Origin of the sequence: Bacillus sp. AM1(2019) (assembly GCF_009906915.1) — a bacterium.
Taxonomy (GTDB): Bacteria; Bacillota; Bacilli; order Bacillales; family Bacillaceae; genus Bacillus; species Bacillus velezensis.
This window is the reverse complement of record NZ_CP047644.1, coordinates 1,825,098-1,851,933: the sequence shown is the minus strand read 5'-3', so window position 1 is coordinate 1,851,933 and position 26,836 is coordinate 1,825,098. Positions and strand designations below refer to the sequence as shown.

The 26,836-nt window shown below is 50.2% G+C and carries 2 protein-coding genes; both read right to left on the bottom strand.

Annotated elements, in window-relative coordinates; translation table 11 throughout:
• Positions 1-3: 3 nt before the first annotated feature.
• Positions 4-16,305: a non-ribosomal peptide synthetase gene (locus GNE05_RS09090; protein ID WP_160182679.1), complete on the bottom strand. Its 16,302-nt coding sequence runs from the start codon at positions 16,303-16,305 to the stop codon at positions 4-6.
• Positions 16,295-26,830 (bottom strand): type I polyketide synthase, encoded by a 10,536-nt coding sequence (locus tag GNE05_RS09085; RefSeq protein ID WP_160182678.1) that lies wholly within the window; start codon positions 26,828-26,830, stop codon positions 16,295-16,297. The genes GNE05_RS09090 and GNE05_RS09085 overlap by 11 nt, the downstream gene beginning before the upstream one ends.
• Positions 26,831-26,836: the final 6 nt, after the last annotated feature.

Sequence of the window (26,836 nt, the reverse complement as noted above, 5' to 3'; positions counted from 1 at the left end):
TCCTTAACTCAATTGTTGTACATGTCTTGTTACTTTAGGCTGATAGCTTCGCAGTTTTTGCATCGCCGAGCCGTGATGTTCAGGGTATACTTCTATCATTTCTTCCGGTTTTTCCTCCGGCTCTTCCGCCTGTTTCATCATGACGAACTGATTCAACGGGCCGCCGAGCAATCGTTCAAGCGCCGCCATTGCTTCCGGCGCTTCAATTGATCCGACTCCCGCCTGTTTCATCCGTTCTTGATATTCGGCAGATGATACGATTCCGACACTGCCCCAGTAGCTCCAATTCATCACTGCCGCCGAATACGGCCGAACTTGAGCCAAATGAGCGGCAAAGGCATCTTTGAAACTGCATCCGGCAGCATAATTGCTTTGTCCGGCCGCTCGTGCAAATGATTGAACAGATGAGAAGAACAAAGCAAAGTCCAGCGGCTCATTTTGGAACACGCGGGCCATATTCACGCTGACATTGACTTTTGCAGCGAGCACGCTTTTAAAACGGCTTTCCGGCATATTTTTCAGGCTCTGATCCTCTAAAACAATTGCGGAATGGATGATTCCGTTAATTTGCGGGTGCGTGCGTTTGATCGTTTCATACGCCCGTGTGAGCTCATTCGGATTTGCCGCGTCAGCTTCAATATAAATCGGCGCCGGGCCGAATTGGCTGAGTCTGTCGATTTTTTCCTGGATGGCGCTGTTATGTTTTCGTCTGCCGATCCAAACGACTCGCGCCTGATATGTTTTCACGGCATATTCGCTCCATGCCTCGCCGATGCCCCCCGCGCCGCCGATGACGACATAAACGCCGCCTTGTTGGTAAGCGGGCCGGCTTGACACCGGCTGCTGTACAGGAATAAGGCGCTGTTTGTACCAGTGATTGTTCCGGTACGCCCATGTATTGCCTTGCTCATCAAACGGCGCTGAGAACAGCTCCGCCTTTGAAACATCTTCCGGACATCCGGCATCAATCAGCCTTGTTTGCCAGTTCGGATACTCTTTTGCGAGCGAGCCGACCAAACCGTGAATGCCTGCATGAGCCGGATCAATCATGTCCGCCGGCTGTACGGACTGTGTTTTTATTGTGACTGCAGTCAAGCTGATTCGCTTGCCTCCATATCCTAAAGCAAGCATGGCCTTAATCACTCTGTACATCTGGATGACGCCCGTATCCTGAGCTTTTACCATGTCATCAGCGCTGTGAAAAGGAGCGATCCATACGATATGCCCGAAAGACCCTCTTGCTTTCAGTTCAGCCGCAACAGCCTCTATTTCATCCTCCGGGTTGATATGAAGCCGTTTCGCAGAAGGATGATGCAATTGAAAAACCGCGCTTTCCTCATCCCCCGCGATAAAGACAACCTCTTCCGTCTTATATGCCGGGCTTTGATCACGGAATTCCGCGAGATCCCACACCGGAGCCAGAAGGTTTGCTCCATTTAATGATGTTTCCGGCGCGGGGCCTTCCATCATTCTGGAAGAAATCCCTTTAATTCTGACACAGACCCGGCCTGTCTCATCGCATAAGTCAATGTCCATACGCTGTATTTTTTCATCCGTTCCCCGGGAGCTGACATACGCCCACATGCTTGTCGTGCACGGGCTGAAAACGTCCAGTTCTTCAAGGGCGAACGGCAGTGACAGCTGGTTATCATCTGCGTGCAGCTTCAGTCCGATTGTCGCTTGTAAAGCTGAATCAAGCATACACGGGTGAAGAACGTATTGATCTGCCGTTTCTTCGAGGAAGGAAGGCAGCCGGAGCTCAGCCAATGCTTGATTGCTTCCGATATGAATCTGCTGAATTCCTTGTTGTCCGGGACCGTAGTCAATGCCGATTTTGCTGAATAAACCGTAACACTGTTCAGAAGTCAGTATACTGAGGCCGCATTGAGCTTTCAGTGCGCCTATATCACGGTGCGGAGCCTCCCCGGCGCTGAGAATGCCGGCAGCGCCCTGACAGTGTATCTGCCTGCCGCTTGCTTCTGTTTGTGAATCCGTGTAAATGTCATACACGATTTCACCGTTTTCCCTCGGGTTCAGGCTGATCTGCGCTTCAATCGGGCGGTGTCCCGCTTCGATCGGCCGAACCCAAACGATGTTTTTCAGGCGGGTGACAGAAGGACGTTCCTTTTGCCCTTTGACTGCCTGAGCAACCGCCGCCCTAGCCATTTCCAAGTAGGCAACGCCCGGCATAACCGGCTTGCCTTTAATAAGATGATCGGTGAAAATCGTCTCTTGTCCCGTAAATTCGGATCGGTACCGCTGCTCTGTTAAATCTGATACATTTTCGTGAAGCAGCGGGTGCAGCACCCGCGACGTCGGCACAGCTTGCGGTTTCTCTGCTTTCGGCCGATTGTCCGTGATCCAGTACCGCTCTTTCGCAAACGGGTAAGCAGGAAGACTCATCCGTTGAGGCTTGATATCAGAATATAGGCCGTCCCATTTGATATCCGCGCCCTGCACCCATAATTCCGCAAGCTTGTCATTCTCTCGGCGGCTTATCAGCTCTTCGATATTCGCTTCCCCGTTTGCGCCTGCCAGAATGGATTTGAGGGAGGTTTTACCCGCTTTTCCTTTATAAATACCCGCTATATCATAACGTCCTTTCGCACAGCTCTTTAGCTTGTCCCGCAGTTCTTCGGCCGAGGAAGCGATAATGGCCGCTCTTTCTTCCATGGCATCACGCCCCTGCTGAAGCGTGTAAGCAACATCGGCAAGATCCGCTTCCGTAAAAGAAGCTTGCGCCAGCTGCTGCGCCTGTTCCTGCAGACGTTCTTCTTCTTTGGCCGACAGCACAAAGATTTGAGGGTGTGTGAAAACAGCTGTTTTTCTTTCTACCTTCGGGATATATTCTTCAATGACGACATGGGCGTTTACGCCGCCGATGCCGAAAGAACTGATCCCCGCACGGCGCGGCAGATGATTGCCGTTTTCGTCTTTCAATGCCGTCCATTCTCTTTTTTCCTGTACGATGTAAAACGGACTGTCTTTCAGCTTGATATACGGGTTGATGACCTCGCTGTGGAGGCTTTTTGCAAGTGTTTTATGCTTCATCTGCATCAGCACTTTGATCACACCCGCGACACCGGCTGCCAGGGACAGGTGGCCGATATTGGTTTTAGCCGATCCCAGACCGCAGTGACTCGCGTAAACGGCGGGATCGCCTGTTTTTTCGTACAGCTTTTGAAAGGCGGATTTCAGGCCGTTGATTTCGACCGGATCGCCAAGCTCCGTTCCGGTTCCGTGCGCTTCAATATAAGTGACTGTTCTCGGATCAATGCCTGCTTTGTCATAAGCCGTTCTGACGACTTCCGCCTGGGCTTTCGGATTCGGCGTCGTCAAGGAGTTCGCACGTCCGCCGTGATTGACCGCGCTGCCTTTAATGACACCGTAGATATGATCGCCCGCTTTTTCCGCTTCTGACAGCTTTTTCAAAAACAGAATTCCGGCACCTTCACTGACGGCAAATCCGTCCGCCCTGTCGGAGAATGTTTTACATTTCCCTTCTTTGCTCAGAGCGCCGGCTTTGTCATAAGCGATGTGGCCTTGCGGTGTGACGACGGTATTCACGCCGCCGGCGATCGCCATATCGCAGTTCCCGTTTTCAATGGCGCATACGGCGTGATGAATCGCGACCAGCGAGCTGGAACAAGCCGTGTCGATCGGTTCACTCGGCCCGTGCAGATTAAGCATATAGCTGACGCGGTTCGGCCCCGCTGACGGACTCATATTTGCGGCTGACGCACCGCCGATATCCAGGTCGGAAAACAGTGAGCCGTATCCGGTATTCCCCGTGCCGATATACAGGCCTGTTTTCGTGCCGGAAAGGCTTTTAGCGGAATATCCCGCATCTTCTATCGCCTTCCACGCATACATCATTAACAAGCGCTGCTGGGGATCCATCTGTTCGGCTTCCAGCGGTGAAATTCCGAAGAACAGCGGATCAAAATCCGCAACTCCGTCAATAAATCCGCCCCACTTTACATTTGTTTTGTTGGCTTCATTAAGCGGGTCACCGTAATACTCACGCCAGTCCCAGCGATCCGCCGGCACCTCTGTTATACAGTCTTTTCCTTCTTCTAAGTTGCGCCAATACTCATCAATATTTGCGGCCTTCGGAAACACTCCGCTCATGCCGACAATAGCGATCGGTTCCGGTTTATGTTCAGCCGCAGTCTGAACAGGCTGTACGGCAGTTTTTGCAAATCGTTTGTTCCCTGCCAGTCTGATGCCGCCATCATCAGTTACGCCGCTTTGTTTTTCTTCTTTCGGCTGTGTGCTGCCGGCAAATTGTGTTTGATAGTCTTCTGCTAAATGATGCGCCAAGGCTTGAATCGTCGCATATTCAAAAAATACGGTCGGTGTCAGATCAAGCTGGTAAGTGTCATTCAGCTTGTTGGCGAATTCCGTCAGCGTAATGGAATCAAATCCGTATTGATTGAACTCCAATTCGATATCGATTTCTTCAATGTTTATTTTCAGAAGCCCGGAAACCTCTTTTGCCAGCAATTCCTGAAGTTTTGCCGTCAGGTCTTTCGGCGCAGGCGTTTCATCCGTTTTCTTAACCGGTGCAAAAGCGGCTGCAGGAGTCTTTTGAAGCAGCTTTTCCCGCATTACGGCGCGGTTTCCTTCCATGACGAGCACGCTTGTTTTCCCCGTGCTCCATGCTTTGTAAAGAGCTTCTATTCCGGTCTCAGTGCGCATCGGCGTTACGCCGGTTCTTTTTTCGGTGAGCTTCGCCATTTCTTCATTGACTTGCATTCCGCCGTTTTTCCAAAGCGGCCAATTGATTGACAATGTGTGACCGTGGCGGTACATTGCGGTAACCAGCGCGTTGCGGTATGCCGCATAGCTGTCCATAAATGCGTTTGCCGCCGCATAATCCGCCTGTCCCGCATTCCCGGTGATACCCGAAATGGATGAGAAAACGATGAAAAAGTCCAGCGCTAAATGCTCGGTTGCTTCATCAAGGTTGACAAATCCGTCCGTTTTAGGAGCAAGTACACTGTAAAACTCTTCGGTTGTTTTCTTTGCGATATACTGATCTTTCATCACACCCGCGCTATGAATGATGCCGTGAAGGCCGCCATATTCCGTCTCAATTGTTTTGACCAGGTCTGCCGCAGTTTGAGCGTTTGTTACGTCAGCCTGCTTGTATTCCGCTTTTGCTCCGAGTGATTCAAGCGATTGCAGCTGCATCCGCTGATTCTCGCTTAATGCGGAACGGCCTGTCAAAACCAGTGTCGGCTCTTTGACTTTGCGGGCGATTTCTTTCGCGAAAATAAAGCCTAAGCCCCCGGCTCCTCCGGTAATGAGATATATGCCTCCGTCGTTCCACGGAATGCGTATTTTGCCGCCGGACACGGCCGTTTCTTTGACATCTGCGCTGTATCGGATGCCGTTTTCATATTTGATATGGCTGTCATCAGCCCGTGTTTTATTTTCTCTGATGATGTCTGTGATTCTGCCGTTTTCCGCCGGTTCTATTTCAATCAGCTGGGTTTTCAGTTTTTTATGTTCCAGGCCGGCTGTTTTTAACAAAGCTGAAATGCCTGAGAGCAGCTGATGCTTATCTGTTTTAGAGAGAACCGTCTGGATGAGGACGTCTCCATCCGTCTCTACCTTCAGCAGTTTTTGCAGCGTCTCCAATATCCGTCCTGTATAATCACGGAAGCGCGCCGCCGCTTTCCCGTGCCGGGAGGTCATTTCAATACATTCAGCTCCCGCGGCTTCAACGGCTTGTTTCAATCCGGCGTCTGTGTCACAAAGCAACACGATATGCCGGGCAAAAACCGGTTCCGTTTGAACGGCGGTTTCATCGCTTCGGGTCCATATCGGCTCAAGCATGAGCGTTTCCGGAGCTTTTTCTTTTTTCTCAGGTTCTTTTTCAGCCGTTCTGAATGACAAACCTTTCAGCCTTACGCAAACCTTGCCGTTTTCATCACAAATATCAAGATCACGTTTTTCAATCTGGCCGGCTTTGTGGTCTTCAGAAAGTCTGGCGTAAACCCACATCTCGGCAGCGCATGCGCTGAATACTTCAAGCTCCTGAACCGCAAACGGAAGCATCAGTTTTTCATCATTTGTTCCGGTTAATATGCTTGATGCCTGCAATGCAGAGTCCATTAAGCCCGGATGCATGACATACTCCTGTACCGTGTCCGCACAAGCCGCATCAAGTGACAGTCTGCCCAATACGAAATCATCACCTGTATAAATCGCTTTGACACCCCGGAAAGCCGGGCCGTAATCAAAACCGATTTTGCGGTACATATCGTACACTTCATCTGCAGAAAACGGTGTCTCGGCGGATTGTGATCTCAGCTTTTGGAGATCAATGACCGGTGCCTCGGCATCAGGGCGGACTGATACTGCCCCTTGGCTGTAAACGGACGGCTGATCTGTTTCCCGGCCGCTGTAAATGTCGAATTGAACGTCATTTGCCGTTTCAGGAATGAGGCGGATGTTGACATGAACCGGCTCGTCTTCAATGGTGATCGGCCGCACCCAAACCGTATTCTTAAGCTTGACGCTTCCTTGTCCGGCCGGAACTTCAGATGCCTGTTCCATTGCTGCGCGCGCCATTTCAAGATGTGCCACTCCCGGTAAAATCGGCACGCCTTTTACAACATGGTCCGCAAGGTAAAATTCTTTTCCTGTATAGATTGAACTGAACCGCTGTTCTGCAAGGTTTGAAGTATTTCTGTGCAGAAGCGGATGAAGCGCGTCTTGTTTTCCCGCAGATACAGTGCTTGTTTTTTCGTGTTTTCCGGTGCTTTTTGCCGCCCAATAGCGGTCTTTTGCAAAAGGATACGATGGCAGGCTCATGCGTTTAGGCGGTCGGTCTCCATACAGCTTCGCCCAATCGACGTTCAGCCCTTTGACCCATAATTCAAGCAGCTTCGCGTATTTGCCGCGTGCCATCCATTTTTCAACGGCTTCTTGAATTTCTTCATCTTCCGTCAGCATTTGCAGCGTGCCTTTGTCTATTCTTCCTCTGTACAAGTCCGCGTGCTTATCTCCAGTGATAAACTGTGACAGTTTTTCCTGCAGTTCTTCTGCAGATCCGGCAATAACCGCCAGACGTTCTTCCATGGCGTCCCTTCCGATTTGGAGGGTATATGCCATAGAAACGAGGGAGGATTGATCGTACCGTTTTTCAGTAAGCGCACGTTTCAGCTGTTTTGCCTGCTCTTTCAGGCGTTTTTCATTTTTGGCGGACAGAACGAAAAGACATGGGTCGATATGAAAATCATCTGCTTCCTCTCTGTCTTCTGGAATGTATTCTTCGATGACAACGTGGGCATTTACGCCTCCGATGCCGAATGAGCTGATGCCCGCGCGGCGAGGCTGTTCGCTTCCGCGTTCGTCCGTCTGCGTCTTCCATTCCATTGTCTCCCGCACCAGATAAAACGGGCTGTCTTCAAGCTGAATGTACGGATTTACCGTCTCACAGTGGAGACTTTTTACTAGTGTCCGATGCTTCATCTGCAGCAAAATTTTAATAATGCCCGCTGCTCCCGCGGCAAGGGATAAATGGCCGATATTCGTTTTGACCGACCCTAAGCCGCAATAGGCGGCCGCTTTCTCTTTTCCGTCTGCAAACGAGCTGAACGCTTGTTTCAGTCCGTTAACTTCAACGGGATCTCCCAGTTCTGTTCCGGTGCCGTGCGCTTCGATATAAGAGACTGTTTTCGGATCAATGCCCGCTTTTTTGTATGCGGCTTTAATGACTTCCGCCTGTTGTTTCGGGTTAGGCGTTGTTAAAGATGCCGCGCGGCCGCCGTGATTCACCGCGCTTCCTTTAATGACGCCGTAAATATGGTCCCCATCCGCCTCAGCGGCTTTCAGCTTTTTGAGGAAAAAGAGCCCTGCTCCTTCACCATGGGCAAAACCGTCAGCCTGATCAGAGAACGTTTTGCATCTTCCTTCTTTACTCAGCGCGCCCGCTTTATCAAAGCTGATATACACATCCGGAAGAACAATCGTATTGATTCCTCCCGCCAAAGCCATGTCGCACGTTCCTTCTTCAATTGAAGAAACGGCATGGTGTATGGCAACAAGTGAGCTTGAGCAGGCGGTATCAATCGGCTCGCTCGGCCCGTGCAGATTGAGCGTATAGCTGACACGGTTCGGTCCGACAGACGGACTTGTATTCGCCGCGGATGACCCTTCAATCTCCGCATCGGCATTGGCTAAAAGAGAACCGTAGCCGGTATTTCCGGTCCCGATAAACACACCTGTCTTTGTGCCTGAGAGACTCTTTGACGCATATCCGGCATCTTCGATCGCTTTCCACGCGTACGTCAGCAAGAGACGCTGCTGAGGGTCCATTTGCTCCGCTTCCCGGGGTGAAATCCCGAAAAATAACGGATCAAATTCAGCAATTCCGTCAATAAACCCGCCTTGGTTGACGTTTGTTTTATTGGCTTCTTTTGCGGGATCCCCGTAATAGTCCCGCCAGTCCCAGCGGTCTTTCGGAATCTCGGTCATGCAGTCTTTGCCTTCTTTCAGGTTCTGCCAGAAAGCTTCAATGTCTTCTGCCATCGGGAAAATCCCGCTGATGCCTACGATTGCGATCGGTTCCGGCCCTTGGCCCCGCTGCACTGTCTGCGGAAGTGTCTCAGGCAGAGTGCGGCGTCGCTTAACGGCCGGGCGCGTGATTTGAGTCTCTTTTACCGGCCTTGCCGATTGAACCGTTTTTGTATTTACCGCAAACCGTCCGGCAAATTCCTCTTCATATTCACTGATTAAATGAACGGCAAATTCATGGATTGTCGGATGATCAAAGAAAATCGTCGGCGTTAACGTAAGCCGGTACGTTTTGTTTAACTGGTTCGTAAACTCAGTCATCGAGATAGAATCCAGCCCGTATTTTGTCATTTCTTCATGAGGATCAATTTTGTCAATGTTTACTTTTAACAGTGAGGCCGTCTGCTGTTTTAACAGATGCTTCACTTTTTCAAGCAGGCTGTCAGCATCAATGTCATGACGTACGCCGGTCTCTGCTTCCGGATGATCATTCTCTTTGCGGAACAGTTTTGCTTTCATGTGTTTCACATCTCCTTCAACAACCGTCATCCGGGCTGTCCCGCTCATCAAGCCTTGATATAAAGCCTTGATGCCGGCATCTGTACCGAGCGGTGCGATTCCCGCCTCCTGCATCAGCATATCTTCCGTCTGCTTTCCTGCCTGCATTCCGCCTTCTTTCCATAACGGCCAGCTGACAGAAAGCGTCTTTCCGTATCTTTGTCCTGCGGCTTGTAAAGAACGGCGGTACTCGGCATACATCTCCATAAAGACATTTGCAGACGCATAATCAGCCTGGCCGACGCTTCCAAGCACACCTGATAAGGATGAAAAGACAATAAAGACATCTAATTTCTCATGTTGTGACGCTTCATCAAGATACACAAGGCCCTTCACTTTCGGAGCGAGAACGTGTTGGTATTCCTCTGCCGTCTTCTTCACCATGTAGTTGTCTTTTATAATGCCGGCACTGTGAACAATCCCGTCCAGCCTGCCATGCCGTTTGCGGATATTGCGGATCAATCGGTATACTTCTGCTTCGTCCGTGACATCGGTCTGCTCGTAGAAAACAGAAGCGCCGGCAGCACGTACTGTTTCCAGCATGTCTTTCTGCTTTTCTCTGAGAGCGGACCGGCCGGTTAGTATGATGACGGCAGCTTTTGTACGGTTTGCGATCTCTTTTGCAAAGATCAGACCTAAACCTCCCGCACCTCCTGTAATGAGATAAACGCCTTCGTCTTTCCACGGAATATCCGGCTCCGCTTGAGGAATATCCATTTCTTCCCAATCAACGGCAAAGCGCTTTCCGTTTTCATATTTCACATGGACGCTTTCGGCATGCATACAGTTTTCGGACACTTTTTCCGCTATGCCTTCAGCACTTTCTTCCTCCTCGGCTTCGATCATTTGACAGATCAGCTTGGAATGTTCAAGGCATGCGGTTTTGAAGAGGCCGGTAATGCCTGAGAACACCCGCTGTAAGCCTGCTGACCGCGTAACAGCCTGAAAAAGAACGCGGCCCTTCGGCTTGCTTTTCATTATGGTTTTGATATGGTCAAACAGCTGACCCGCATAAGAATGATACCGCTCTGCAATGGATGCGGGACGATCGTCCAAGATAATGACGCTTGCATGTTCAAGCTTTGCTTCGACAGCTTGTTTTACGGCTTCATCGTACTCACAAAGAAAAATGATATGCTCTTCATACGTTGGCTCGTGGTCCGCCGGTTCCGTCTGCTCTTTCCAGACCGGTTCAGCGAGCAATGTGTCCGTACGGCTGACCGAAACGCCGGCACCCGCGTTTTCTTCCATGATCCGTGTTGAGAAACCTCTCATCCGCACACAAAGCCCGCCGTTATTGTCATATAAATCAATATCGGCTTTTTGGATAGGATCGCCGGCTTTATTGTTCGCACTGAATGTGACGTGCACCCACATATCATCAGCGCACGGATTCAGAACGTCCAGCTCCTCTAAAGCAAACGGCAATGCGGCTTTGAATGGTTCCCCGCTTTCTGCAAGCAGCGCTCTCGTTACGTTTTGCAAATATTCGGCGGCCTGAAGCGCACCGTCCATCATACTCGGATGAAGGATATAATCAGCTTTTGTATGAGAGACGGATTCAGGAAGCTTCAATTTAGCAAGCAGCCGGTCTTCGCCTTTGTATACAAGCTGCACCCCTTTGTATCCGGGCCCGTAATCAGCACCGATCATTCCTTTGTAAAACGCTTGAGATTCGATTGTTCCCTGTGTGCACCGGCGCTTCAGCTGCTCAATATCCGCCGCTTCCTCCGGTTCCTTCCGGATGATTTCAGCGATGCCCTGATTATAAAGAGGAGCTTCTTCACCGATAGAATCGTTACCCCCGTACATTCTGTATTGAATCTGTCCGTCCTCTTCTTCATAAAGTCCGATATGGACACGGACAGCCTCCTGATCGGCTATCACCGGACGGACCCATACAATATTCTTTAAGCGCAGGCCCAGAGATTCCTCTGTTGCCCCGCCGATGCTTTTCTCCGCCGCGGCCCGTGCCATCTCAAGGGTAACGGCAGCCGGCACGATCGCCATTCCTTTAATGATATGCTCGGCAATAAAATACTCTTTTCCCGTGAATTCCGAACTGAACCGCTGTTCCTGCAAGACGGATGTATTCTGATGTACCAGCGGATGCAAAAGCTTGGTATCCGTTTGCTTCACCGTTTCTTCCGGCCAGAAGCGCTCCTCTGCGAACGGGTAGGTCGGCGCACTGATTCTTTGCGGCGCGGAATCCGGATACAATAAGCCCCAATCGACACGCGCTCCTTCAACCCAGAGCGCCGCGAGTGCTTTCAGCTTTTCATCCCGTGTCTGACATGCCGCAAGCTCTTCCATCTCCTGAGCTGACACTTCTCTGCTTCTCACTTTTTCGCCCCGTAAGATGTTTTGGTCATTGCCGTTGATAAAATCCTGCAGCTGACGCTTCAAATCGTGACGATCATGACTGATAAAAACGGCTCTCTCTTCCATCGCTTCACGTCCGGTCTGATACGTATATGCCAGATCATGCAAGGAAACATCGTTTTCGGCTTCATCCAGAAAGCCGGATAAACAGGATGCATAGGCAGTAAGACGCTGCTTATTTCTCGCGGACAGCGGAACGATATAAGGCGGCTGTCCGTCATTTGATCCGCTGATCGTTTTGTTTTCATACTGTTCAAAAATGGCGTGTGCGTTTGTTCCTCCGAGTCCGAATGAGCTTAACGCTGCGCGGTGCGGCGTGTCTCTCTCCGGAAGCGGTTTTCTCTTATCCGCCACATAAAACGGCGAACCGCTGAATTTGATATTCGGATTCGGTGACGTGTAATTAATGGTAGGCGCCAGCTCCCGATGATATAAACTCATGGCGACTTTGATGCACCCGGCCAGACCTGCTGCTGTATCCAAATGTCCGATATTCGTTTTTACGGAGCCGATCCCGCAATACTGCTCCCGGTCCGTGTAACGTTTATACACTTGCTGCAGCGCGGACATTTCAATCGGATCACCCAATGTCGTTCCTGTGCCGTGCGCTTCGATATAGGAAATCGTCTCCGGGTGAATATTCGTGCTGTCTAAAACATGCTGGATGACGTCAGTCTGACCTTTTACACTCGGTGCGTAAAAACCGACTTTATCCGCTCCGTCATTGTTCAGACCGATGCCTCTGAGCATGGCGTATATGTGATCTCCGTCCTGAACGGCTTGTGACGCCTTTTTCAGCAGAATGACGGCCGCTCCTTCTCCGCCCGCCATACCGTCGGCTGAAGCGTCAAATGCTTTGACATGCCCGTCGCTTGAAAAATTCAATCCGTTTTGGTGCACATAGCCGATGCCGGTCGCTGCATGCAGAGTTGCTCCGCCGACGAGCGCGTATTCCGATTCTCCGCTCGTTATGCTTTTGTAGGCTGAATAAAGACCGACTAATGATGATGAGCAATTGGAATGAACGAAATAGCTTGGCCCTTTTAATCCGAGCTTATGGGAAACCATCGTCGGAATCGTGCCGCTCTGCGCTAACACCCATGACACATAGCCGTCGGGAGATTCATGGCCTTCTGTCGTTTTTTCCGGCAAAAGCGACCGATACGAATTATTGCTTGCCGACATATATACGCTTGTCTTCGGAATCTCTTTCGATACATATCCCGCATCCTCGACGGCTTTCCAAGAATGAAGCAGCAGAAGCCGAAGCTGAGGATCCATAAATTCTGCGTCTTTCGGAGAAATGTGAAAGAACTCAGGGTCAAAGAGATCTTTTCCTTCTATCGTCGATAATGCCGGCACATAGTCGGGATTTTCGATCAAATCTTCAGGCACGCCGGCTTCCCGAAGTTCTTCTTCCGAGTAGAACCGGACGCTTTCCTTTCCTTCTCTTAACTGCTTCCAAAACTCATGATGATTTTTCGCGCCGGGGAACTGGCAGGAAATCCCCACTATCGCCACACTGTCATCAAAGTAAGACGGCACCCCGTTTTGCGGTGTTTGTTCTCTTTCTCTCTCATCTTGGCCGTGCGCCTCTGATTCAGCCGCCTGTTTTGTTTCAACAATAAATCGGCTGATCGCCTGAATGGTAGAGTGTTCGAATAAATCGGTGATGGTAAAATCGCATTCCAGCTCCTGTTTAATGCGTTCTGCTGCCGCAACAGCCAGAAGCGAGTCGCCTCCCACATCGAAAAAGCCGTCTTCGATTTTGATGCCCGCCGTATTCAGCAGGTCTTCCCATATTGCGGTCACTTTCGCTTCCGCTTCTGATAACGGCAGTCTGCCCGTCTTTTCAGACCGGTGAACGATTACCTTGCGCTGTTTTAGGTCTTTGCGGTTCACTTTTCCGCTCGGTGTTAACGGCAGCGCATCCAGACGGATAAAATGGGCAGGCGCCATATAATCCGGCAGACTCGATAAAAGATGGTTGCGGAGCGCTTTTTCATCTGCCGTATGACCGGCGCGGGCCGTATAATAAGCAATCAGCTTTTTATGTCCGTTCTTTTCCTGAACAACTACCGCCTGATCAAGGATATCCGGATGTTCGCTCATTTTCGTTTCAATCGCTCCCAATTCGATGCGGAAGCCGCGGATTTTCACCTGACTGTCAATCCGGCCGGCATATTCTATATTTCCGTCAGGCAGCCATCTGGCCAAATCACCTGTCTTGTAAAGTTTTTCTCCTTCACTAAACGGATTATCAATAAATGATGCCGCCGTCAGCTCAGGCTGATTGTAATAGCCTCTGGCCAGACCGGCGCCGGCCACGCAAAGCTCCCCGGCCACACCGTCAGGGACGGGGCTGAGCTTTTCATCGACGATATAAAGCCGCGTATTGTGAATCGGTTTCCCGATCGGCGTATTCCTGCTTGTGATTTCCTTTTGGCCGCAGCTGTAGTAAGCGGCATAAATGGATGTTTCCGTCGGGCCGTATATGTTTTCAATTCTGGCATGTTTGAAGATGGAAACTGACTTTTTGACTAAATCTTTCGGAAACGCCTCACCGGCCACCATCACATATTTCACAGGGCCGTCTTCTGTAAATGCCGTATGCCGCTTTACCGTTTCCAGAAATACATTAAACACGGCGGGCGCAAAATTCAGATGCGTGACCTGGTGGGTTTGGATGTATTCCATGCAAAGCTGCGGATTTTTTTCTGCACCAGGCGGCAAAATGACAAGCCGTCCGTTTCCAATAAACCAGCCGAATAATTCAGAAATCGAAACGTCAAATACGTAATTCGTTTTTAACAAATAGGCATCCTCTTGAGCGACCGGATACTCAGCTTCCAAAAACTGCAGCGTATTCATGATGGCCCTGTGCTCAACCATGACGCCTTTCGGTTTTCCCGTGCTTCCGGACGTATATAGAATATAAGCGAGATGATGCGGTTTTGAACGCGGCGTCAGTTTTGCCCTGCTGACAGAACGTCCGCTGTTTTCAATTTCCACCGTGTTCACACCGCCGATGGCCAACTGTTCAATCATGCCGCGCGTCTTTGCTTGCGTTAATACGATCGAAACGCCGCTGTCAGTCAACACGTGCGCCATCCGTTCGTTTGGAAAAGCCGGATCCAGCGGCACATACGCGCCTCCCGCTTTTAAAATGGCGAGGATGCCGATGACCATCTCAAAAGAACGCTCCGTACAAATGCCGACCGGGCATTCCGGTGTGACGCCCTTTTCTTGCAGGTACACAGCGAGCGCCGTGCTTCGTTCATCTAATTCGCGATATGTAAGACTGTTTTCACCGAATGTGACGGCTTCTCTGTCAGGGTGGCGTCCGGCTTTTTCTGCAAACACTTCATGAATGCAGCGCTCATTCGGCTGATGGGATGAACGGCTTGCTTCACGTTTTTGATTAAGCAGGCCGGAACATGCTTCAAAAGCGATCTCCGGATCAGAAAGCACCTTTTCTGCCAGTTTCATATAATGCTCCGCCATTCGTTCGATGAAAGAAGGGCTGTAGACATCCGGGTTGTACAGAAATTGCAGGACGGTTCCCGTTTCTTTTTTATAGACTTCAAGCGCAAGCTCAAATTCGCCTTCCTGATGAATGTCTTCTATCATTTCAATGCCGAGTGATTGATATAGTTCCGCCAGCTTTTCCGCTCCTTCTGTCCGGAAGAAGTTTTGATAGAAAAACGCGGTTTGAAAAACAGGCGACACCGCAGGCGAGCGTTCCGTCTTCAATTCTTTTACAAGCGCGGGAAACGGATACGCGGCATGGTCCAGCCCTTCTGCCAGTGTCAGCTGCAGCTCCTTCAAAAACGACGTAAAAGATTTGGCGCCCGTCTCCCTGCTTCTGACCGCGATCATATTAATAAAGTATCCGATGACAGACTCAAATTGAGCCTCAGAACGCCCCATCGTCGGCATGCCGACGATGACATCTTCCTGATTCGTATATTGATAGAGCAGTCCTTTGAAAATAGCGAGATACACAACGGATTCATTGACATTATTTTTTTGGGCACAAACTTTAATCTGCCGGTTCAGTTCATCAGGAAGCAAGCGCTGATACGCCTGCCCCCTGCAAGTTTGAACCGATGATCTCGGATAATCCGACGGAAGCTCAAGCACCGGCAGCGGTCCTTTTAGCTGCTTTTTCCAATAAGAGAGATGCGTTTTTCCCGCTTCGCTTTCCAGCAGCTCTTTTTCCCATTTCACAAAGTCATGATAATCTGCGGCCTGCTGAAGCATGACAGGTTCTTTGCCTTCACTTGCTTTTGCATAAGCGTCCAGCAGCGCCGACATAAACGTCATAAGAGAGACGCCGTCAAAAATGATATGGTGAATGGTGATTAACACAATCGGCTCCCGCTTCGCCCGCCGGAATACTTGAACACGCAGGAGCGGCCCGGTTTCAAGCGAGAACGGTTCTTTTGCTTTTTCTTTAATAAACGAAAGAGCGTCACGCCCGCTTAATTCGGAAAGATTCATTTCTTCAATCGGAAAATGCCGATCCGTATCTTCTATCTGATACGGAAGGCCGTTTTCCTCTTTTATCACACTGGTCAAAATAGGGTGCTGGCGCTGCACGGACAAAAGGGCGTTTTTGAATGTCTCGACATCCAGCTTTTGAAAACGAAAGCATAACGGAATGTTATATGCGCTCATCTCCGGAAACATTTTCTGAAGCATCCACAAACCTTTCTGGCCTTCTGAAAGCGGACGTTTTGCAGTTGTCCGCTTAGAAGCCTGAAGCTTTTGTTCTACTTCAGCGATGGTGAGCGTTCCTGATCTGTAGGCATCGAGAAGTTCTTTATGATTCATAGGTCTTACTCCCTTCTATGATGTCTTGCACTCTTTTAAAATCTAATGTCCCCTCAGAGACCTGTTTCATCATGGCGATGATCTCCTGATCCGTATACTCCTTGTTATCCGGAGCGGCGGCTTCTGTTTCGGTTTCTTCCGTTCGGTAAAACGTTTCGATCGTTTCTTTATGTTCTGTCAGGTAATAGCTGATGACGTCTCCGAGCGTGGCATAGCTGTAAAATAACGCCGGAGTGACTTCAATGCCGTAATGACTCGACAAAAGAGCGGCAAATTTGGCTAAATAGATGGAATCAAATCCGAATTCCGCCCAGTTTTTATGCAGGACGAGTTTATCTTTAGATATTTTCAGCAGACTGTGTATCAGCTCTTTCAAATCCGCTTCGAGCCGTTTTTCCGCGCTTTCTTCCGGGATGCGGCGGCTCACGGTTTCCAAAAGCGCATCCGTTTTTAATGAATCGTCCCGCCGTATGCCTAAAAATCGTTCGGCACGGCTTCTTTCGCCGGCAATGACAAGGCACTGGGTGTTGTCTTGAGAAATGATGCGCTCAAAAAGCTCAATGCCTTCATCTGTTTCTAACAGGCGCTGACCGCTTGATTTCAGGTACATGCCCGTCGTCTCTTCACCGCCGACGGCCATTCCGCCGTTTTTCCAGACCGGCCAGTTGATGACAAAAGCGTTTCCGCTTTCTGATTGTTCGTTTTTATAGCGGGCATACGCCATTTGGAACCTGTTCGCGACCGCATAATCACAGCAGCCGAAATCTCCTAAAACAGCAGATGTGGATGAAAAGTAGCAGATGAAATCAGGCGTTTCGTTTTTCAGCCACTCGTCAAGAAGCAGGCTTCCGTTTATTTTCGGTTCAAGCGTACTGCGGAAATTCCCGATTTCATTTTCAAAGACGGATGTTCTGCTTTCGATGCCCGCCGCATGAATGACGCCGTGAATGGCTCCGAATCGTTCTTTCGCGCGCTTGATGCAGTCGCCCATTCCGATCGGATCACAAACATCGGCTTCGGCGTAAAGAACACCCGCACCGAGATTTTCCAGGTCTTTCATTTTTTCTTTCTTTTCTTCATTGATCGGCGACCGCCCCGTGAGAATGACATTTGCCTGGTAGTTCCGGGCGAGATGGCGGGCAAATAAGTAGCCGAGCCCTCCTAATCCGCCTGTAATGAGATATGTTCCGCCGGTTCTGATCCTGCTGTTTTCTTTCGTTAGTCCGGTTGGTTCGGTGTGATAGACATATCGTTTTCCCTCTTCCAAGAAAACAGTATGGTCTGTTTCAGCTTTCAGCTCGTCCCAAATGGTTCTCACCCAGTCCGTTATGGCCGCACCGGCTTTTCTGAAGTGGCCGGTAACACTTGTTTTCGGGAGAACAATGCCGAGCGAACGCTCAAAGCCGATCCATGATTCCAAGTAGCACCTTTCCAGACCGGATGCATATTCCCCCGCCAATAACAGCCTTTCCGGCTGCAGACCGGTCTCAGCCATTGCTTTGAGAATATGGACGATACATGAATAATCTTCGATGCAGCTTTTATCTTCAAGCGCCCATAAATACAAAATGGCAGAAGCCTCACCGTACTCTTTTTGAATATCCGCAAAAGCGTTCACATATGATTGCGGATCTTCCCGCACCACTTGGCAGCGGCCGGCGGACAGAGCCTCATACCGGTCTCCCTGAGCGATAAAAATAACGTCAATGTCACTGTCATACGATTTGACCACAGAGACGGCTTCCTGCTGCTTCTTCTGATCAGATAAGAAAGAAATCACCGTTTTGACTTGCTTTTCTCCGGCTGCCGGCAGAGCCTGTTCTTTAAGAACTTCTCTAAAAGTCATTACTTCAAATTGTTCCGCCGGATCATTTTCGTCAGCCGGCGCGTTAACGGGCGCGGCCTTGCTTTGTACAGGCTGCTGATGCCAGAAGCGTTCTTTCGCAAACGGATAAGCAGGCAGGCTGATGCGGGCCGGAGGACGGTCTCCGTATAATTTCGCCCAATCGATGTCCAATCCTTTTACCCAAAGCTCAAGCAGCTTAGAATATTTCCGTTTGCTGATCCAAGCGTCTATGATTGTTTCCATATCATCATCCGCCGAAAATACGGCAAGCATCCGTTTGTTTTCTTCCGTGCCGTCACGGTGCAGTCCGGCGCTGTTTTGTCCGGCGATAAATCCATTCAGTTTTTCCTCAAGTTCATGAAGTGAATGAACGATAAAGCCGAGACGCTCTTCCATCGGCACCCGGCCAGTCTGGAGAGTAAAGGCTATGCTCATAAGGTCGCTGCCGCTGTATCTTTTTTCACGGATGGCGTCTCTGAGCTGTTTTGCTTTTTCAGTGAGCCGTTCGCTGTTTTTCGCGGACAGGACGATGATGGCGGACTGATCTGCCGGCGTTTCATCAGGCTCTTTGTCTGCCGTATATTCTTCTATGACGAGGTGGGCGTTTGCTCCTCCCGCGCCGAAGCTGCTTAACCCCGCCCTTCTCGGAAGCTCTCTGCCGCCGATGACGGGACGTTTCCACTCACCGAGCTCCTGCTGAACGGCAAACGGCGTATACGCGAAATCAATATTCGGATTCAGCTGTTCCGCGTGCAGGGACGGCGCAATTTGGCGGTCTTTGAGCTGGAATAATATTTTTGTCAGACCCGCAATGCCCGCGGCGCTCTCACAATGGCCGATATTTGATTTTGCGGAGCCGATGGCGCAAAACTGTTTGTCTGTTGTATCCTCTTCAAATGCTTTCATTAATCCGGCGATTTCAATCGGATCTCCTAATGCGGTGCCCGTACCGTGGGCTTCAATATAACTGACGGTGCGCGCCGGGACGTTTGCTCTTTCGAAAGCTTCTTTTATTAAGGCGGCCTGCGCATTCGGATTCGGAACGGTGTATCCGTTCGTTTTGCCTCCGCTGTTAATGGTGCTTCCTTTAATCACACCGTAAATGTGATCGTTATCGGCAATCGCTCGGTCTAACGGCTTTAACACGACCGCTCCTACCCCTTCTCCGTCGACAAAACCATCCGCGCGGTCTCCGAACGATTTGCACGTGTCGCCTGCGGAAAGCATGTTCATGACTGACAGATTCATATAATGGATCGGGTCGGTCACTATGTTTACGCCACCGGCAATCGCGCATTCGCTTGAACCGCTGTATATGCTCTCAAGCGCCAGATGAATAGCCGTCAAAGAAGAGGAGCAGGCTGTATCAACGGCAATGCTCGGCCCTTGGAAATCAAAAAGGTAAGATACCCTGTTGGCAATGGACCAATAGCCGTAGCCTGTCGGGTAGTTTTTGTTCATCGCGCCGGCAAAAACACCGATTTTTCTGCTTTGGCACAGGTTGTCAGGCGTATAGCCGGCATCCTCGATACTCGCATACGCCGTTTCTAAAAATAATCGCTCCTGCGGGTCCATTCGCTCTGCTTCCAAAGGAGAAATCTGAAAGAACAGCGGATCAAACTTGTCCATATCCTCAATGAAGCCGCCCCATTTCGTATAAATAGAGCCTTCTTTACCTTTCTCTTCATCGTAGTAATCCCGCCAGTTCCAGCGTTCCCGCGGGATTTCTTCTATGCAGTTTTTTCCTTTTTTAATATTAGCCCAAAGCTCAGCCGCTGTTTTTGCCTGCGGGTAGCGTCCTGAAACACCGATGATGGCCACGTCGCGAACCGAACTTTGCCGGGCGCTCTCTTTGGCTGCCCGTTTTTCCCTCCGCCGCCAGTCAGTGCGAAGCGGCTTAGCCGGCTGTACAGCCTGCGGTTCTGGTGATGCCTTCCGTTCTTCCTGAACAGGCGTTTGTCCCGTCAGTTTGATCATCGCGTCTTTTTTCGTTTTGATTAAGTGAGCGACGAGCGCCTCAATCGTCTGATATTCAAAAAATAAAGTGCTGCTGACTTGGTCCAATACATTTCGTAACGCGTTTGTCAGCTGTACGACGACGATAGAATCAATTCCGTATTTTTCAAGCGGCGCTTTCGGATCAATTTGAGCCGGCGGAATTTTTAATGTTTCTCCGATTAACGTTTTCAAGTACTCGGTGCTTTTTTCTGTTAAAGACGTGTCGCCTTTTTGCACCGTTGTTTGCGCCTGAAGTTCCGGCGCATGTGCTGCTTTTGGCGGTGCGGTCCGTTTTTCGGCCCCTGATTTAAGCGTTTTTTGGCGAACAATGCCGTTGCTTGTTGCCGCTATAATCTGATGGCTTAATTCATGTGCCGCTTCTGCCGGGAAGAAGACAGAATGCCAGCCTTCACTTTCTAACACGCGCTTCCAGCTTTCCGGATACAAGCCCGGGCACCCCGGAATACGAAGGGCGGAATCTTCATGCAGCCACCAGCCTTCAAGCAGTCCGAAAGTAATATGCGGGAACAGGCTGTTTCCCGCCATTTCATTTAAGAGCAGCAAACCGTTGTCTTTTAAAACGGCTTTGGCGTTCCTCAGCGTCTGGCGGATGTCTTTCGTCGCGTGGAGCACATTGGCCGCAACGACGATGTCGTATGCGCCCGGCTCTATGTCCTGGCCGGCAAGCGGCGCTTCTGCGTTAAAAAGCTGATACGTCAGATAAGGATTCCGTTTGCCGTATTCCGTCTCCGCATGCACGAGAAAAGCTTTCGATACATCGGTGTAACAGTATTCCTTTATATGGTTTTGATACGGCCTAAGCTTTTCAAATATGCCTGCGCTTGTGCCGCCTGTGCCCGCTCCGATTTCCAGTATGCGGATCTCGGCTTTTGAATGTTTGCTGATGTTTTCTTTCACATAAGCCATTAATGTATCTGACAGGGCGCTGTTAAAGTAATCCGCGACTTGATTGTGCTTATAAATTCCTTCAACAAGTTCCATTGAAGAGTGCGGGAACATGATGTCTGTCGCCGGCACTTCTTCCCGCAGAATGTCCGGCAGTGCTTTAAGCATCGTCTCGGCTAAAACAGTCATCGCTTTTGTATCGGCGTTGTTGAGCCATTCCTCTTTTTCCCGCTCCCATTTTTGCCATAGCGAGGCGGTTGTGTTTTCGGCTCGCGCCGGCAGTTTATATGAATCCGCATTCCCTTCCAGATAGCCATGTTCCAGAAGGAAAGCGATCGTTTGATTGAGCCATTTTTTAAAGTATTCGTGTTCGGGCTCATACGCTTTAAGGCTTTGCGGCGTCAGCAAGTCTGCTTCTTTAAGCTGGGCGATCAAAAGCTGATACAGAAAATCATCGAGCTCCTGATGGTCAGCCTCTCTAACAAGACGTGCGCCGGGCGGAGCGACCTTCGGCTGTTGTGAAAAGACAAGCGGCTGAGGCGGATAAACGGAAATCTTTTCTCTTTCATTCATCCCTTCGACTGCGACCGGTTTGGTCGTATGAATGAAGGCCGCCTGATCAATCGGCAGCGTCATAAGGGTTTCAAGCGCCTCCATTGCAGCGTCCGGTTCGATCAATCCCAATCCGATCTGATCCATCAGCTGAATAAAATCACCGTCTTCAGCCGCTTCGCTGTTGCCCCAATAGCCCCAGTTCATCACTTTGACCGGACAATTCCATGTCTGATCAAGTTCCTTCGCAAATGCGTCACTGAAAGCGCATCCTGCGGCATAATGGCTTTGTTTCACGTTATGGATAAATGCCACAAGCGAGGAGAAGAAGAGCGCAAAGTCAAGCGGCTCCCGTCCAAATACCTCCGCCATGGACACACTTACATCGGCTTTTGCCCGCAGCACCGATTTGAACTCTTCTGTCTTCATATTATTTAAGCTTTGCTCAGACAGATCCATTGCCGAGTGGATAACGCCGTTTATTTTTGTGTGGCGCTCTTTTATGAACTGATAAGCCCGCTCTAAGGAAGAACTGTCAGCGGCATCGGCGGAAACATATTCAGGCGCCGGGCCGAATGCGCTGAGCCGGTCGAGTTTCGCCTGTATGGAATCATTCAGTGTGCTTCTTCCGATCCAAATGATGCGTGCTTTGTAGCGGCGGATCATGTATTCACTCCATGCCTCGCCAAGATACCCCGCGCCTCCGATCACGGCATAAACCCCGCCTGTTTGGTACAGCGTGCCGTTTGTCGGCATATTGTCAAGCGGGATCAGCTGCCGCTCAAACAGCTGCTGATTGCGGTACGCCCAAATTTGACCGTTTTTCCCGGCAGAAAGACTGAGCGCCTCTTCGATCGGCCAGCTGCCGTCCGTTTCTGTGTCAATCATGCGGATATGCCAATGCGGATATTCTTTCGCCATTGTTCCGGCAAGTCCGCTGACTGCGGCTTGTGACGGGTCGGCGCTGTCTTGATCCGAAAACGGCTGGGCATTTGCTGTGACGATGCACCAGTCCAAACGTTTTTCTCCGTACCCTAAGGCAAGTAATGCTTTCATCAGCTTGAACACATGAAGAACGTTCCTTTCCTGTTCCTTGAGGCTGTCAGCACTCTCAGCCTGCGGAGCAAGCCAAATGATTTGCTCCAGTTCTTTTTGTCCTTCAAGCATGTGCGTAAGAGATGCGATATCATCCGTGCTTCTGATCGGATAATAGGAAGCGTTCGGCAGATGTTCTTTTATGCGCGTATGTCTCGAATCCGTTCCGCTGAATACTGCCGTCTGCTTATCCACCGCTGCTTCCCCGGCTTTTTCAAGCGCAACAGGCTCCCAAGCCGGAATCAGCATCGTATGGCCGACAGGCGCCTCCGAGGTTTCTCCGCCCGCTGTTTGGCCTGTGTCAAGCGCCCGGACGGACGCGCCTTTCATCCGGACATAAACCGTACCGGCATCATCACACATATCAATGTCAAATTTTCTTACGCTGTCATCTGCTTTGCTGCCTTCTGTGTACCGGATATATGACCAGATATGTTCAGGGCACGGCCCGAACACTTCCACTTCCTGCATCGCAAACGGCAAAGAAAGCTCGTGGCTGTCTGCATCGTCATGTATTGAGCGGACAAGCAGACCGACGGAAGCGTGAAAAGCGGCGTCCATCATACTCGGGTGAAGCGTATACTGTTCTTTTTTGTCATGTACGGCAGCCGGGAGTGAAATACGGGCCAATAATCGGTCTTCTCCAAGCAGCAACTGCTGTACGCCCCTGTATGCCTCTCCGTAATCCAGACCGATCTTCTCAAAAGCACCGTAACATTCTTCCGCAGTCACGATTCCTAAATTGCAGGAAGCTTTGACAGACTCAATATCTATCTGGGCGCTGCCCGGTTCGGTAATGACCGCTTCACCCTGGCTGTGAATAACCGGATCTTCGCCGTTTTCTGCCTCACTGTATATTTCATAGGTAATCTCACCATTATCTTCTGGGTAAAGGGCGATATGTATTTCTTTCGGCTTGTCTTCAATTATGACCGGACGGACCCAAACAACCTGCCTGAGTGTGACGCTATGGTCTTTTTCCGTCACGGCAGCGGCCTTTTTGACCGCCTCTGCGGCCATTTCCAAATAGGCGACACCCGGCAGTATTTTTTGTCCGTTGACGACATGGTCAGATAGGAAAAATTCATCTCCGGTAAAAAGAGACGTGAAGCGCTGCTGCGAAAAATCTGACGTATTTTCTTGTAAAAGCGGATGCAGCACTGTGCCTGACGGGCTTTTCTCCTGTTTTTTCTGCTGCGGAATCCAATAGCGTTCTTTTGCAAACGGATACGTCGGAACGCTTGTTTTACGCGGTTTATATGAACCGTACAGCTTATTCCAATCTATTATTTTCCCTTCTGCCCATAACTCGGCAAGCCGTATCGGATCATCCGTCTCAGGAGCGGGTTCGCTCAGTTCCGGCAGCTCGGCTTGTCCGCGCCAAAGACCGGGGATGTTTTCGTTTCCTTTTACGAAATCATTCAGCTTTTCTTTCAAGTCGCGGGTGTCATTTACAAGGAAGACAGCTCTCTCCTCCATTGCTTCACGTCCTGTCTGAAGAGTATAAGCCAGTTCAGACAGCACCGTCTTTTCTGAAAGCGATCGGGCTAGTTTTTCCGCATAGGCCAGAAGCCTGTCTTTATTTCTTGCTGACAGCGGGATGAGTTTTGCTGCATCGTTCTCAGGTGCAGGCGCTTTTTGTTCAGGCTGAATGTATTCTTCTAAAATGATATGGGCATTCGAACCTGATGCACCGAAGGCACTGAGTCCGGCCCGGCGCGGATAATGTGTGACTTTTCCGTTTTCTTCGGCTGCCGGCTGCTTCCACGGAGCAGTCTGCTGCTGTACGTAAAAAGGAGATCCCTCAAATTTCAGGTAAGGATTTAATTCCGCAGAATGCAGTGATTTGACAAGCGTTTTGTGATGAAGCTGCAGCGCCGCTTTTGTTAACCCGCTGATCCCCGCCGCTGATTCTGCGTGGCCGATATTTGATTTGACCGAACCGATGGAACAAAATTGCTGATCCTGCGTCCCTTGGCTGAACGCTTTTGACAGACCTTCAATTTCAATCGGGTCTCCTAACGAAGTACCCGTGCCATGGGCTTCCACATAACTGACGGTCCGCGGGCTGATACCTGCTTTTTTCAGACAGGCCTTAATGACTTCTGCCTGTGCAGCAGGACTCGGGACGGTAATTCCGCTTACTTTCCCTACGTGGTTAACGGCGCTTCCTTTAATGACCGCGTAAATGCGGTCGCCGTCTTGTTCGGCTTTTTCCAGCGGCTTGAGCAATACCGCACCGACTCCTTCTCCGGAAACGTAGCCGTCCCCGCCCTCGCCGAATGTACGGCAGCGGCCGTCACTTGAGTGCATGCCCACGCTTCCGTAGCTGAGATATTTCGCCGGGTGCAGCGACAAGTTCACCCCTCCCGCAAGCGCGGCTTCACATTCGCCGCGGCGGATGCTTTCAATGGCCAGATGGACGGCGGTCAATGATGAGGAACAAACGGTATCCACCGCGATGCTCGGCCCGTGGAAGTCACAATAATAGGACACTCTGTTGGCGATCTGCGCATAATTCAGTGAAACCGGAAAAGGATCAGTTTCAGATAATTGTTCTGCGCCGATTAAGGAATAATCTTTATGCATCACCCCTGCAAATACGCCGATCGGATGCTGTTTCTCCCCTTTATTTCCCAGCGTTTCAGGCGTATACCCCGCATCTTCAATCGTTTCCCAGCATGTTTCTAAAAACAGGCGCTCCTGCGGGTCCATCGTTTCCGCCTCACGCGGTGAGATTCTGAAAAACTGCGGATCGAAGCAGTCGGCATCGTCAATGAAACCGCCCCATTTTGATACTGTTTTTCCAGACGGGGACGTTACGTTTTGATATGTTTTCCAATCCCATCGGGACTTCGGAACTTCTGTGATGCAATCCGTGCCTGCCTTCAGGTTTTCCCAAAACTCCGCCACACTTTTCGCTTTCGGATAGCGGCCGGCCATTCCGATAATCGCTATATCTCCGGTGTTTTTATGATGTTCTGGCGCGTCCGGTGCTTCAGCTTCAGACCGTGTCGGTTCGGCTGCACGTTCCGCACATTCAAATGAACCAGTCTTTTTCAAAAAGGCTGCAAGTTCTTTTATATTTGTATATTCAAAGAGAAGAGTGGGCGCGAGGTCCGCACCCGTCTTTTTACTGATATCCTGTACAATCTCAAGCAAAGAAGATGAATCCAGCCCAAGCTCATAGTAGCCTGCAAGAACGTCCAGCGTCTCCCAAGGCTGACCAAGCTTATCAGCCAAAAGCTTCTTTAAAAACAGAATGATGTCTTTTTCATCTGCGCTTTCCGTCTCAGTTGCAGCCTGTTGATTCTGTTCGGCTGTATTCGCGTCTTCTTCGAGCCGAACCGCTTTTCCCGTAATGTTTTTAAGCTCCGCCACCTTTTGTCCGGATCGGCTGAAGTACTCGATCGTCATCGTTGTGAGTTCTTTTTCCTGACGGACGCCGGAAGCGGCGATACGCGCCGTGCACTCTGATTGCAGCCTGTCGGCGGCCGTGAACGATTCATAATATAAAGGCAGGTGAAGCCGGTTTGTTTCAGAAAGCAAACCGCTCGCCCCGATTCCGCTCGCATCCAAAAGGGCCGGATGGAATAAAAAGAAATCTTTTCCTTCTTCGCAAGAAAGCTCAGCCAGCATGCCGCCTTCTGTTTCGTACAATCGTCCGTTCGATTTCATCATGCCGGAATGAACCAAGTCATGATCCAGGCAGCGGTTATACATGTCATCAAGATTCAGAGATCTGCCTGACTGCTTCACATCGCCGAAATCAATGGTTTCGTCAAATGTGACAGCGTCTCTTTTCACCATTTCAGCCGTCGCATATTGTATATTGTCTGACAGCTCGTCACCTTGCTGTTTCTGCCCTGAAAGGGAGATGAGCCACTTTCCATCTCCGCTATCAGAACATTGAATGGTCAGAATGATTGCAGCCGTTTCACTGACGGTTAAAGGCTGATAAATCGTAACGTGCTTCAATTCGAGCTCATTGTATACATAACCGTGTTCCTGAAAAACCTGATAAATCAAATCGATATAAGCAAGACCGGGCAATACCGCTTCACCAAAGACCATATGGCCCTTCATGATGGGATGATCCAGTGAGATATTGATTTTTTCCGATATCATTCCTTC